This is a genomic window from Mesorhizobium sp. B1-1-1 (assembly GCF_006442955.1).
In the GTDB taxonomy this organism is placed as follows: Bacteria; Pseudomonadota; Alphaproteobacteria; order Rhizobiales; family Rhizobiaceae; genus Mesorhizobium.
In genome coordinates this window covers 20,701-33,609 of sequence record NZ_VFWW01000001.1, presented here as the reverse complement: position 1 = coordinate 33,609, position 12,909 = coordinate 20,701, and the positions used below count along the sequence as shown (strand labels likewise).

The window sequence follows — 12,909 nt, the reverse complement described above, 5'->3', positions numbered from 1 at the left end:
GCCGTCAGTTGGTCAGGCCGATCTCGCGCATCTTGACATAGACCAGTTCGTCGGGCTCGCCGGTCTGCGGCAGGCCGAACAGCGACTGGAATTCCTTGATGGCCGCCTTGGTACGGGCGCCGACGACGCCGTCGAGCTGCATGTCGTCATTGCCGAAGGCCTTGAGCCCGGCCTGTATCTTGACAATGCGAGGATCCGGCGCTTGGGAAGCCGTATCGGTCTGCAGCGACACTGGAACCGCCTGCGACACTTCGGGACGCGGTTGCGGTTTCGGCACGGCGGCGGTTTTCGGGGTCGCGCCCAGCTGATCGAGCAGCAGCGCGTCGATCTCGCCGGACGTGTTGAGCCCAACCTTCTGCTGATAGGCCTGGATCGCCTTGCGCGTGTTGGGTCCGGAAATGCCGTCGACCGTGCCGGCGTAGAAATCGAGATCCTTCAATATGCCCTGCACCTGCTCCACCACCGGATCGCCCTTGACCGGCGCCGGCGCGGTACCTGGCCGCACGATGTTGAAGGTGGTCTCCGGCTCATCAGCGGCCGCGTGCGGAACGCCCTGCATGCTGCGGGTCGCGAAGAAGGCGCCGGCATGCGGAAAAGGCTGGTACCACAGCGCATTCGCCGAAACGTAGAACAGCGTCACCAGGAATGCCGTCGACCCTCCCGCCAGGACGGGATTGCGCGAAATCATGCCGCCGAGGGCGACGGCTCCGTCCTGGAAGGCGTTGCTGCGGCGCTTGGCCGCCTTAGGCTGTTTTGCGGAGCGCGCCATTTCCGTCCCCTTTCGCCCTGGCCAGCGGCATCGTCAGCACCCCGGCCTTGTCCGCCGGCCGCCCTTTCGGCCCGTTCACCGGCAGGCTGATGGTGACCGTGGTGCCCTCGCCCGGCATGCTTTCGATCGACATGGTGCCTTCGTGCAGCGCCACCAGTCCCTTGACCAGCGACAGGCCAAGGCCGGTCCCCTCGAAACGACGGGTATAGTCGTTCTGGATTTGCATGAACGGCTTGCCGAGATTGGCGAAATCTTCCTCGGCGATACCGATGCCGGTGTCCCGCACCCAGAAATGCAGGCGCGAACCGATCCGCTTGGCACCGACGACGACATCGCCGCCATCGGGCGTGAACTTGATCGCATTCGAGACGAGATTGATGAGGATCTGCTGCACGGCGCGCCGGTCGGCGTTGATTTCGCCGGCGTCCGGCGCGATCTGCGCCTTGAGATCGATGTTCTTGGCCTGCGCCTGGAGCCGCATCATCTGCTGACACATGTCGACGGCTTCCATGAAGCGGAATGGCTCCGGTTCGGTCGCATAGACGCCCGATTCGATCCGCGACACGTCGAGAATGGAGGTTACGACGGCAAGCAGATGCTGGCCGGAATCGCGCACCAGACCGACATATTCCTTCTGCCGTGGATCCTTGAAGGCGCCGAACATCTCGTGCAGCAGCATGTCGGAGAATCCGATGATGGCATTGAGCGGCGTGCGCAGTTCGTGGCTCACCACCGCCAGGAAGCGCCCTTTCGCCACTTCGGCGGCGGCGGCCGCGTCATTGGCGGCGCCGAGGTCTTCGCGCAACCGGGCGACCTCGTCGTTCTCGCGCAGCACAAGCGTGAAAACGTCGCCCTGCTCCTGAGCGCGCATCAGTTCGAGCGAAAACGGCCGATAGTTGTCTGCCGGGCCATTGCCATTCTGTCCATTGCCGTCCTGCGGCAGCCTGACGCGCAACTCCAGCCTGCGCGACAGCGCCCCGTCTCGCATGTCGGCCAAGGCGCTAAGATAGGAGACGCGATCCGAGAGATGCACGCGATCGAAAAGCCCGGTTCCGCAAAGCAGTTCCGGGGGCAGTTTCAACAGCGTACGCGCCTTTGCCGAGGCATCGATAACCTCGCCATGGCGGGCGACGCGCAGGACCACCGCGTCGATCATGTCTTCCAGACGATCGCCGGTGTCCCCTACGTCGGCCGCAGCCGCCGCGTTGCGAACCGCCGATATACGCGGCACCAGCGTCAGTGCCCAGGCCAATGGCAGCAGCCAGTGCCACGCGGCGACCGGCGCCGCGGCGTGCGGGAGGACGGTTGCCGTCACAGGCTGCAACATAATGGCGACGATGGCGCAGACGGCCCCCCACAGCGCCGCGCGGCGCGAGGCGCCGATCCACCAGGCTTCGAACGGCAGCGCCACGAAAAGCATCGCGACCGGAGAGCTCAGCCCGCCGGCAGCGGCAACAAGACCGACGAGCGCAACTCCCGCGATCGCCAGCGCGGCCCGGCCGGCCAGATCCATCCTGCCGGTCGCGGCCACCAGCAAGGCGATGAACCAGCAAAGACCAAAGGCCGCGAAGATGGCGGCCACGGTGACGGCTGCGCCCATGCCTGACGTGACGAGCGTGACCGCGGCACCGGCGGCAAAGAACGGAGCGGCCAGCATGGCGCCGATAAAGCGACGCTGACGCTCGCGGTCGTCCAGCCCAAGAATGGAGGGATGGACCATACGTTCACAACCGGCGGCCATTGCCCCAGGCAATTCAACGTATCTGGCCTTGATCGGCATCAACTCAACGCACCCGCACTCGTCGTGAACAGCTCTGCTTTTGCAGATCGTTTTGATTGACTCTGAAACTCGCACCCAGCCTTTAAAGAATGGATAAGGCAGGGCCGACCCAAGGCCCGGCCCACGGCGAATATCGGGATGGGAGCGCCCGAAAAGGCGGGCAAATGCCACCATAGTAAACGGAGGGTTATCCGCAGGGGCCGCCCGCAGCGTGGCCAGCCGCAGCGCACCGACCGCCTGATTTTGTGGAAAACGCAATAGAAACAAAGGAATATATGGCTGATGGATGATAAGAAAAATGGTTCCAATCTGAGACAAATCGACAGCAAAACGCTTCGTTTCGAATTTGCCTCAAATTTGAAGAAAATTCTCGGCTAACCCGCAAGCCGTCCTTTGCGCCTGTGTGCCAATATCCCGCCCACAAAAGAGGTCATGCTCATGGCTGCATGATCCGGTCACGACACGAGGCGAGCATGTTCTTCCTGATGAGAATGGCTTTCTGGTTTTCGCTGGTGCTGCTGGCACTGCCGCTGGGCGTCGGTCCCGGCGAGCCGGGCCAGGAAAGCGTAGGACCGATCCAGGCCCTGTTCGCAGCCCGCGACGCGGTCGGCGACATCGCCGGTATTTGCGAACGCAAGCCCGATGTCTGTGAGACCGGCAAGTCGGCAATGCACACCATCACCGCAAGGGCCAAGGAGACAGCCAAGATCGCGGCCGCCATGCTGGACGACAAGTCCGCAGGCCCCGACATCTCCACAATGACCGGCAGCGTTCCCGAAGAGGTCGTCTTGCCCGAGACGGTCAACCTGCCGGTAAAGAATTAAGCCGTTTCGACGGCGCACCGCGGGCAGTCTGCCTCTCGACGCCCGCGGTGTCCTTGTTTTTCCGTGACGCGGCGACGGTGGATGACTATATCCCTGTCATGACGACCACGATCCAGACGATCCGCGACGACTTCTCATTCCTTGACGAATGGGAGGACCGCTATCGTTATGTCATCGAACTCGGCGAGGCGCTGCCGCCATTCCCGGATGAGGAACGCACCGCCGCCAACAAGGTGCCGGGCTGCGTCAGCCAGGTCTGGCTGACCACCGAACGGGGACCGGGCGGCGATCCGGTCATCACCTTCAGGGGCGATTCGGACGCCCATATCGTACGCGGGCTGGTGGCGATCATGCTGGCGCTGTTCTCCGGCAAGACCGCCAGCGAAATCCAGAAAATCGATGCGGAAGCGACGCTGAAGGCGCTCGGCCTGGACGAGCACCTGTCGCCGCAGCGCGCCAACGGCCTTCGCTCGATGGTCAAGCGCATCAGGCGCGACGCAGAGGCCGCGCTCGAGCAGACGGCCTGATACCGCCTCCGCGATCAGCCGATCGCATCGTACCGCGCACTGTTACCAGCTCTGTCCCGGCCCGGCCGGCAAAGTAAAACGGCGCCCGAAGGCGCCGATATCGATCCGGTTGAACTGTCCGTCCGGCTCTATCTATCGTTTGAGCCGCATTCTGCGATACCAAGTGTACTCCCCTGGCAGCAAATGCTTAGCGGGCCTTGCGCTTGCGGCCGAGGCCCATCTTCTTGGCGAGCTGGGAGCGGGCGGCCGCGTAGTTCGGAGCAACCATCGGGTAGCTCGGGTCGAGGTTCCACTTTTCGCGATACTGATCCGGCGTCAGATCATAGTGGGTCATCAGGTGACGCTTGAGCGACTTGAACTTTTTGCCGTCTTCAAGGCAAACGATGTAGTCGTCATGAACCGAGCGCTTCGGGTTCACTGCCGGCTTCTGCTTGTCGGCGGGCGGCTGTTCGGCGGTTCCGCCCACACGCCCGAGAGCAGCATGGACATCGGAGATGAGGTTCGGCAGTTCGCCGACCGGCACGGGATTGTTGCTGACATAGGCGGCCACCACGTCGGCGGTCAGCTCGATCAGCGCGTCGCTGTTTCTGGAAGGTGTTTCGACAATATCCATGGTCTTCAGGCCCCAACGAGAGTTAGTTTAGTGCGCCCTTTTTTACAGGCAAGGCATTGCACGAATTTTGTGCAGACAGAGCTTCTGCGATTCGTGTCGCGGGGGCATCAATGAACCTACCTAGCAAGTAAGTCAATTCGATCCTTGCACTATATTGAACGATGTTGATCAAATATTTCCGGATCAGCTTCAATCTTTCGTGCACGATGTAATTTTTCGATATTTCGCAGGCGAAACCAGCGACCGGTGACGCAGCGTTAGCTAACCGTTACATTCGCGCTAACTCACAAAGCATCTCCGAGTGCTTTGCTTTGCTTGGAGATCGCGCCGGCAATCTTGGTTGCTCACCCCCTTTCGCAAAACCAGAGGTTGCCCCACCTCGGCCATTGCCGGCCCTCACGCGTCGTGCAGCCGACCAGCTCGGATCACTCAATACGGGGCGATGTATTTGCCATAGGCCCACCCGGTGACGAAACCGCCGTTCTTCGCCGGATCATGCCAGACTTCGCACCAGCGATAGCGAACCGCCTGCTGCTGCTTCCATGCCGGCTGATTGGCGATATCGAGCAGGTTCGTCCCGCCGGTGCATCGCCCGGTCATCTGCAAAACGGTGCCGTTCGGATATGCGGCCTGTTTCTGGAACGTGCCCGAGGGATATTTGCGCACGTCGAGCGTGTCGCCGAACGGCACGTTGGCCACTTGCCAAGCGGCGAATACGGTCGCATGAGATTGGCCGGCGATGGCCATAGTTGCGGAAACGACGGCGAGAGCCGCGACGGTGCGAGCATAGATATACATTATTTCTCCTCCTGGCCCGCTTTCTGGAGCCCGGCGCAGCAATAAGACCCGGCTCTTGAACCCGCGCTGATCGGCGTGTTCATTGGCCATTCAGGACATTTCCAAAGCGAGACGCAATGACCAAAACTTCTGCATTCCCGGATGTCACCCCGCCAACGCCCGAGAAGCGGCCGGTTTTCGACACGCATCACGGTATCACGCGAACGGACGACTATTCCTGGCTGCGGGCCGACAATTGGCAGGAGATGTTCAGGGACCCCGCATTGCTCGATGCGGGCATCCGCGCCCATCTCGAAGCCGAGAACGCCTACCAGTCGAAACTGATGGCCGACACGGCCGATTTGCGGAAGCGGCTGTTCAAGGAGATGAAGGGTCGCATCAAGGAGGACGATTCTTCCGTGCCGATGAAGGACGGACCCTACGCGTATGGCTCCTCCTTCAAACTCGGCGGCGAGCAGCCGCGCTATTTCCGCATGCCGCGGGACGGCGGCGCGCAGCATATCCTGCTCGACGGCGATGCCGAGGCCGAAGGCAAGGCCTATTTCCGGCTTGGCGGCGTCGATCATTCGGCCGACCATGGCAAGCTTTTATGGGCGTTCGACGACAAGGGCTCCGAATTCTATACGCTTCGGGTGCGCGACCTCTCCGACGGCAAGGAACTCGCGGACACGGTTCCAGACACTGGCGGTTCGGGGGTGTGGAACGCCGCCAATGACGGGTTTTTCTACACCCGGCTCGACCCCAACCACCGTCCCTCCAAGGTGCTGTTCCATGCGCTTGGGCAGGATCCGGCAAGCGACCGGCTGATCTATGAGGAAAATGATCCCGGCTTCTTCATGAATGTCGGCGGCACGCGCTCCAATGAATGGATCATGGTTGCCATCAACGACCACGAGACATCGGAATACCGGCTGCTGAGCGCGGACGAGCCGTTTGGCGAGCCGAAGCTGGTGGCGGCGCGCGAGACCGGTCTTCAATACGAGATGGAGGAAGGCGGCGACATTTTCTTCATCCTGACCAACGCCGATGGGGCCAAGGACTTCAAGATCATGACGGCGCCGGCGAGCGATCCGATCCGCGCCAACTGGCAGGAACTGGTTCCGCACGAGGCCGGCCGGCTGATCCTGTCGGTGATCGGCTTCAAGAACCATATGGTCAGGCTGGAGCGCAAGGAGGGCCTGCCGCGCATCGTCGTGCGCGACCGTGCAACCGGCGAGGAACACCTGATCTCCTTCGACGAGGAGGCGTTTTCGCTCGGCCTGTCGGGATCCCTGGAATACGACACCGAGATCATGCGCTTCACCTATTCATCGATGACGACGCCGGCGCAGGTCTTCGACTACAACATGCGCACCCGCGAGCGCGTGTTGCTCAAGACCCAGGAGGTGCCGTCCGGCCACGACCCGGAGCGCTATGTCACGCGTCGGCTGATGGCGCCCGCGGCTGATGGCGAATTGGTGCCGGTCTCGCTCTTGTACCGCCGCGATACCCCGCTGGACGGCTCCGCGCCTTGCCTGCTTTACGGCTACGGTTCCTATGGCATCACGGTGCCGGCGGCCTTCAACACCAACTGGTTCTCGCTGGTCGACCGCGGCTTTGTCTTTGCAATCGCCCACGTCCGCGGCGGCAAGGACAAGGGCTATGGCTGGTACGATGACGGCAAGCGGGCGCACAAGATGAACACTTTCACCGATTTCATCGCCTGTGCACGCCATCTGGTCGCCGAACGCTACACTGTGCATGACCGCATCGTCGCGCAAGGTGGATCCGCCGGCGGCATGCTGATGGGCGCGGTCGCCAACATGGCGCCGGACTGTTTCGGCGGCATCGTTGCCGAGGTGCCTTTCGTCGACGTGCTCACCACCATGCTCGACGCCAGCCTGCCGCTGACCCCGCCGGAGTGGCCTGAATGGGGCAATCCGATCGCGTCGGCGGACGACTACCGGACGATCGCCGCCTACTCGCCCTATGACAATGTCGCCGCGCTCTGCTATCCACCGATCCTGGCGCTAGCCGGTCTCACCGACCCGCGCGTCACCTATTGGGAACCGGCCAAATGGGTGGCGCGGCTGCGCGAGCGCAAGACGGGCGACAATCCGGTCCTGTTCAAGATCAACATGGAATCGGGCCATGCCGGCGCGTCCGGCCGGTTTTCCCGGCTGGAGGAGATCGCCTACACATATTCATTCGCCTTGAAAGTGACAGGCAAGGCAACAGGGCCGCAGGGCTGAAGCGGTCATTGCCCTTCGGCCCCTGGCGTGACTTGATCGGCGACGAACGCCGAGGAGGATGCGAGCAATGATCGACCTGGCCACATTGACCACCTATGTCGCCGTGGTGCTCGGTTTTGTGTTTATTCCCGGCCCCGCCACGCTGCTGACGGTCGCGCGGGCAACGAGTTCGGGAACCAAAGCCGGCATCGCAACCGGCGCAGGGATCGCGGCCGGCGACGTGTTTCACACCTTCACGGCCATGGTCGGCATCTCGGCGATCGTCGCCGCATCGGCGGTGTTGTTCAGCGCCGTGAAGTATCTCGGTGCGGCATATCTCGTTTATCTCGGCATTCGCGCGATCATGGAAAAGACGCCGGCCGATCTCGCCGCCGGCAGGTTCCCAATCTCAGCGGGCAAGGCATTTCGGCAAGCCATACTGACTGAGATGCTCAACCCCAAGACGGCGCTTTTCTTCCTCGCGTTCCTGCCACAGTTCGTCCGGCCCGAAAACGGATGGGTAATGCTCCAGCTGGCGGTATTGGGGATCATCTTTGTTCTGCTGGGCCTCTTCAGCACAGTGGTTTTCGCGGTGAGCGCAGGCGGGCTTGGCACTTTCCTGCGTCGAAATCCCACGGTGTTAAAATGGCAGGGCAAGATTGTCGGCGGCATCTATTGCGGCCTGGGCGTGCGGCTGGCGCTTCAGCAGCGCTGACGCGAAACGGTGACCGGCGCGGCCTTCTCGGCGAGCCGGGCAATCATTGGTTTTTGAATTCCGTGTTGCTGGTTTTCGCTCGCAATTGCGATGCCCGCGCGCTACCCAAGGCGCGTTTTGTCCCGGGCCATGACAGCCCACAATCGCACAAGGGCCTGCCATGCTGCTCGTCGACGTCTATCTCGACAAATCCCCCATCCAGGGCATTGGTGTCTTTGCCAAGAATCCCATTTCCCGCGGCACGATGATCTGGAAGCTGGATCCGAGATTCGACCGGCTCATCGAGGTCGAGACCTATGAGAGCCAGACAGGACCGGTGAAGAGCTATCTCGATCGCTATGCCTATCCGGACAGGCGAGATCCGAACTACATCGTCTTCGAGGCCGACGATGCACGCTACATGAACCACGCCGACGAGCCGAATTGCGACGTATCCTCGCCGGAGGAAAGCTTTGCGTTGCGCGACATCGCGGCCGGCGAGGAACTGACCTGCAACTACAATCATTTCTTCGCGGCGGGCTTCGACTTCCTGGGCGATCGCCACCCGTAGTCAGCTCGCCGGTTTTTTGCGCGCCGGATAGCCGTTCGGATGCGGCGGAACCGCCTTGAGATAGGCCGCGATCGCCGCGCGGTCCTCGGGCGCCAGTTCGGCCATGTTCCTCTGCACGTCGACCATGGCCCCGCCAACGGAATCGAAATCGGGCGTGAAGCCGGTTTCGAGATAGTTGGCGATATCGGCCTGCGACCAGTCGCCGATGCCGCCCTCCCCGGAGGTGACATTGGGGACGATGCCGCTGCCTTCGGCGGCTGTGGCTCCAGCCAGCCACTCGCTCTTCTTTGTCCCCCCCGCAAGGTCACGCGGTGTGTGACATTCGCCGCAATGACCCGGTCCCTCGACCAGGTAGCGACCGGCAATCACAGGACCAGGCGCGCCTTCGGGCAGGGACACAACAGGCTGCTCGCTGAGATAGAGCCGTTTCCACAAGCCGATGCCGCGACGGATGTTGAACGGGAAACTCAATGAATTGGCCGGCGCTCGGCCGGCAACCGCCGGCAGCGTCTTCAGGAAGGCATAGAGATCGGCAATGTCGGCGGGCTTCATGCGCGCGTAGGACGTATAGGGAAATGCCGGATAGAAATGCTCGCCCGACGGCGAGACACCCTTCAGCATGGCATTGGCGAGATCCTCGGCCGACCACGCGCCGATGCCGTCCTTCGGGTCTTGCGAAATGTTGGGCGGCACAAACGTGCCAAACGGGGTCTTGAGTTCAAGGCCGCCGACAAGTTCGAGCCGCTCATCGCCTTTCGAACCGGGTTTTGCATGGCAGGAGGTGCAGCCGCCGGCATCAAAAATGCGCTTGCCTCTGGCCGCGTCACCAGGCGCGAGCTTGGCCATAGTTTCCGCGTCGAGCTTCACCGGCGCCGAAAGCGTCCACGCGGCAACCGCGCCGACGCCGCCGAGCACGAGTGCGGCGCCGACAAACTTCCTCAGCCATGCCATGGCCGGCGATCAGCCTTTCTTGACCCTGTAGCCCTTGTGGCAGGTGCCGCAGTCGGAGCCGATGACGCCGATCTGCGTCTTCAGGGACTCCACGTCGGCTGGGGCCGCAGCGACCGCGGCCTTGACGTCGGCAAGATACTTGTCTTCCGTCGCCTTGAAGCCGGCCATGTCTTGCCAGATCTTCGGCGCCGCCGTGGTGTCGCCCGTGTCGCTGCCCGCCGGGAACAGGACGTCGGCGTCGAATTTTTCCGCGTTCGCCTGGAGCGCCTGCAGCGCAGTCAGTACGGCGGCGGCATCAAAGGGCTCCTCACCCTTGACCACTTTCGACAGGCCGCCGACGATCTTCCCGCGCTCCTTCATCAGGGCCTGGCGGTCGAGGATCGGGTCGGCAAAGGCCGCCGAACCGGCGAACGCGAGCATAGAGATGGCGACGACAAGCTTTCTCATTCAATTGGCTCCATGATGAAGGCATTTCGGGACAGGACGTTAACGGACGTGAAGGGAGGAATATTCCCTTCCCCCAACGATTTTGCCAGACCTTTACTGCTGTGGGATCTCGGCACACAAAAAGAAAAGCCCCGGGAGTGCCGGGGCTTTCTGAATCTCGATCAGGCTTTCGCTTTTTCGTAGAGTTCGAGAACATGATCCCAGTTGATCAGGCTGTCGACGAAGGCCTCGAGATATTTCGGCCGGGCGTTGCGATAGTCGATGTAATAGGAGTGCTCCCAGACATCGACGCCGAGAATCGGCGCCGCGCCATGGACGAGGGGATTCTCGCCGTTCGGCGTCTTCGAGATCGCCAGCTTGCCATCCTTGACCGAAACCCAGGCCCAGCCGGAACCGAACTGGGTCGTGCCGGCGGCGATGAAGTCGGCCTTGAATTTGTCGTAGCCACCCAGATCGCTGTCGAAAGCCGTCTGCAACGCGCCCGGCAGCTTGTTGCCGCCGCCGCCCTTTTTCATCCACTTCCAGAAATGGATGTGATTGTAGTGCTGGGCGGCATTGTTGAAGAGGCCGGCATTCTTGCCGAACGACTGCTTGACCACCTCTTCTACCGACAGATCGCCAAGGCCGGCTTCGGCGGCAAGCTTGTTGCCGTTGTCGACATAGGCCTTGTGGTGCTTGTCGTGGTGATATTCCAGCGTCTCTTTCGACAGGTAGGGCTGCAAGGCCTCATAGTCGTAAGGCAGAGCGGGCAATTCAAAAGCCATGGAAGGTACTCCCTCAAGGAAAATCCGGTGTCGATACCGGACTAAGATAGGTCTGGATTGGGTTCGGACAACTCCGAAAAGTGAAGCGCCGGGTGCTCTTTCTAAGCGGGTTCCGGAGAACTGTCACACAGTTTCCGGAAACCGGGCGCATTGCGACGAAAAGTCTGGACGGATCAGCCCGCCGACGTCGAATGCGCCCAATCCCAATAGAGCTCCCGCGCCTTCTTGGCCACCGGCCCGGGCTGCAGGCTGCGGTCCTCGATGCGCGTGATCGGAATGACCTTGGAATGGTTGCCGGTCGAAAAAATCTCATCCGCCTCGAGGAATTCACGCACCGACAGCGCCTTTTCGGTGGTCTTGAACCCGTACTCGCCAAGCAACGTCATCGTGCGCGAGCGGGTGATGCCGGACAGGAAGGTGCCGTTCGGCGCCGGCGTCAGGACGTGGCCGTCCTTGACCAGGAAGATGTTCGAGGTTCCGGTCTCGGCGACGTTGCCCAGCATGTCGAGCACCAGGGCGTTGTCGAAGCCGCGCATCTTGGCTTCGAGGATGGCGCGGCCATTGTTGGGATAGAGGCAGCCGGCCTTGGCGTTGGTCGGCATGGTTTCGATAGTCGGGCGCCGGAACGGCGAAACCGTCACGGAAAAGCCGGTCGGCGAGATCATCGGCGATTCGTAGAGGCACAGGCAGAAACGGGTCGACGCGGGATCGGCCGGCACGCCCATATAGCCGCCGTGCTCGGCCCAATACATCGGCCTGATATAGACAGCCGTCTTGCCATCGAATTTCTTCAATCCGTCCCAGGTCAGTCCGACGATCTTCTCGGCCGTCATCGAAGGCTTGAGACCGAGCGCGATCGCCGAGGCATTCACGCGCGCGGCATGAAGCTCAAGATCGGGAGCGACGCCCTCGAACCAGCGGGCGCCGTCGAACACGCTGGTGCCGAGCCACATTGCGTGGCTGCGCGGGCCCAAAACGGCGACATTGCCCTCGTACCAGTCGCCGTCGACGAAAGTCCATGTCGCGGAAAGTGCGGCAGCCGCCAGTGTCATTGCTTTGTCCCGTTCCGACCAATCTCGTGTTGCAGCATTGGATGACGCTTTGGCCGGCGTCGTCAACCAGCATCGGGGAGTTTTGTTGAGGCCACGGACGGCGCGCTGCAATCAAGACTTGCACCTTGCCCCGCCTCGCCTCAAAACTGTTGCCATGCAATACGCCGCTTATGTTTTCGACGCCTACGGCACACTGTTCGATGTTCATGCCGCCGTGCGCCGCCACGCCGACGCCATCGGACCGGACGGCCAGTTGCTGTCCGAGATCTGGCGCGCCAAGCAACTCGAATATTCCTGGGTGCGTACGTTGATGGGCGCCTATGCCGATTTTTGGCAACTCACCGAGCAGGCACTTGATTTCGCGTTGCACAAGGTGCCCTCTGCCGATCCCGGCCTCAAGGCGGTATTGCTGGATGCCTATTGGCGGCTGGACTGCTATGCGGAAGTGCCCGCCGTGCTGAAGGCGCTGAAGGCGTCCGGCGCCAAGCTGGCAATCCTGTCCAACGGTTCACCGGAAATGCTGGAGGCAGCCGTTAAATCCGCGGCGCTCGATCAGGTGCTGGACGATATCTATTCCGTCGATGCGGTACGGCGCTTCAAGACCGATCCGTCGGTCTACGACATGGTCACGACAGGCTGGCGCCTCTATCCGGGTGCGGTCTCCTTCCAGTCGTCCAACCGCTGGGACATTGCCGGCGCGACCAAGTTCGGCTTCCGCACCGTGTGGATCAACCGCTCCAACCAGCCGGAGGAGTATCGAGATTTTCCACCGGCCCTGATCCTGCCGTCGCTCGATGCCCTTGTCACAGGTGGCTAACGCATGCGGCCCAAAAGTAATCCTGGTTTTCGCTCCTGTGACCGTAGCGCCACAGTGGCGACGCGGTCACAGCTTCGCCTTTGTTTGTCCAC

The 12,909-nt window shown here is 61.9% G+C and carries 14 protein-coding genes; 6 read left to right on the top strand and 8 right to left on the bottom strand.

All coding sequences use genetic code 11. The features are described 5' to 3' along the window. Nucleotides 1-4: 4 nt before the first annotated feature. Nucleotides 5-769: a peptidoglycan-binding protein gene (locus tag FJ986_RS00160; protein WP_140673083.1), complete on the bottom strand. Its 765-nt coding sequence runs from the start codon at nt 767-769 to the stop codon at nt 5-7. Further along, on the bottom strand, nt 744-2,489 hold the full coding sequence (locus FJ986_RS00155; RefSeq protein WP_140673081.1) for a PAS domain-containing sensor histidine kinase: 1,746 nt from the start codon (nt 2,487-2,489) through the stop codon (nt 744-746). The genes FJ986_RS00160 and FJ986_RS00155 overlap by 26 nt, the downstream gene beginning before the upstream one ends. A 533-nt stretch (nt 2,490-3,022) precedes the next feature. Between FJ986_RS00155 and FJ986_RS00150 the strand changes: the two genes are divergently transcribed. Both FJ986_RS00150 and FJ986_RS00145 read left to right on the top strand, forming a co-directional pair. Continuing rightward, nucleotides 3,023-3,373, top strand: a complete 351-nt coding sequence (locus FJ986_RS00150; RefSeq protein WP_140517959.1) for a DUF5330 domain-containing protein — start codon at nt 3,023-3,025, stop codon at nt 3,371-3,373. Between the two features lie 98 nt (nt 3,374-3,471). Beyond that, nucleotides 3,472-3,900, top strand: coding sequence for a SufE family protein (locus tag FJ986_RS00145; protein ID WP_140495047.1), 429 nt, complete (start codon nt 3,472-3,474; stop codon nt 3,898-3,900). Nucleotides 3,901-4,087: 187 nt separating this feature from the next. On the opposite strand, the gene FJ986_RS00140 is transcribed toward FJ986_RS00145, so the two are convergent. Together FJ986_RS00140 and FJ986_RS00135 are read right to left on the bottom strand one after the other, a co-directional pair. After that, nucleotides 4,088-4,513, bottom strand: a complete 426-nt coding sequence (locus tag FJ986_RS00140) for a MucR family transcriptional regulator (protein ID WP_095089970.1) — start codon at nt 4,511-4,513, stop codon at nt 4,088-4,090. 429 nt (nt 4,514-4,942) lie between these two features. Beyond that, nucleotides 4,943-5,311, bottom strand: a complete 369-nt coding sequence (locus tag FJ986_RS00135) for an SH3 domain-containing protein (RefSeq protein ID WP_140673360.1) — start codon at nt 5,309-5,311, stop codon at nt 4,943-4,945. A 116-nt stretch (nt 5,312-5,427) separates the two neighbouring features. Between FJ986_RS00135 and FJ986_RS00130 the strand changes: the two genes are divergently transcribed. The 3 genes from FJ986_RS00130 (at nt 5,428) to FJ986_RS00120 (ending at nt 8,786) form a co-directional block, all read left to right on the top strand. Continuing rightward, nucleotides 5,428-7,542: a S9 family peptidase gene (locus FJ986_RS00130; protein WP_140494744.1), complete on the top strand. Its 2,115-nt coding sequence runs from the start codon at nt 5,428-5,430 to the stop codon at nt 7,540-7,542. A gap of 67 nt (nt 7,543-7,609) precedes the next feature. Further along, complete coding sequence (locus tag FJ986_RS00125) at nt 7,610-8,236, top strand: LysE family translocator (RefSeq protein ID WP_140494746.1); 627 nt, start codon at nt 7,610-7,612, stop codon at nt 8,234-8,236. Between the two features lie 160 nt (nt 8,237-8,396). Next, complete coding sequence (locus tag FJ986_RS00120) at nt 8,397-8,786, top strand: SET domain-containing protein-lysine N-methyltransferase (protein WP_140494748.1); 390 nt, start codon at nt 8,397-8,399, stop codon at nt 8,784-8,786. Here FJ986_RS00120 and FJ986_RS00115 read toward each other — a convergent pair whose 3' ends face one another. From FJ986_RS00115 to FJ986_RS00100, 4 genes are all read right to left on the bottom strand, one after another. Further along, nucleotides 8,787-9,737, bottom strand: a complete 951-nt coding sequence (locus FJ986_RS00115; protein WP_140673079.1) for a cytochrome c — start codon at nt 9,735-9,737, stop codon at nt 8,787-8,789. Between the two features lie 9 nt (nt 9,738-9,746). Continuing rightward, nucleotides 9,747-10,184: a cytochrome c gene (locus FJ986_RS00110; protein ID WP_140494752.1), complete on the bottom strand. Its 438-nt coding sequence runs from the start codon at nt 10,182-10,184 to the stop codon at nt 9,747-9,749. 161 nt (nt 10,185-10,345) lie between these two features. Then, complete coding sequence (locus tag FJ986_RS00105) at nt 10,346-10,948, bottom strand: superoxide dismutase (RefSeq protein ID WP_140673077.1); 603 nt, start codon at nt 10,946-10,948, stop codon at nt 10,346-10,348. Nucleotides 10,949-11,121: 173 nt separating this feature from the next. Continuing rightward, on the bottom strand, nt 11,122-12,000 hold the full coding sequence (locus FJ986_RS00100; protein ID WP_140517955.1) for a branched-chain amino acid aminotransferase: 879 nt from the start codon (nt 11,998-12,000) through the stop codon (nt 11,122-11,124). A gap of 154 nt (nt 12,001-12,154) precedes the next feature. On the opposite strand from FJ986_RS00100, the gene FJ986_RS00095 reads away from it, so the two are divergent. After that, nucleotides 12,155-12,817: a haloacid dehalogenase type II gene (locus FJ986_RS00095; RefSeq protein WP_140517954.1), complete on the top strand. Its 663-nt coding sequence runs from the start codon at nt 12,155-12,157 to the stop codon at nt 12,815-12,817. Nucleotides 12,818-12,909 lie beyond the last annotated feature (92 nt).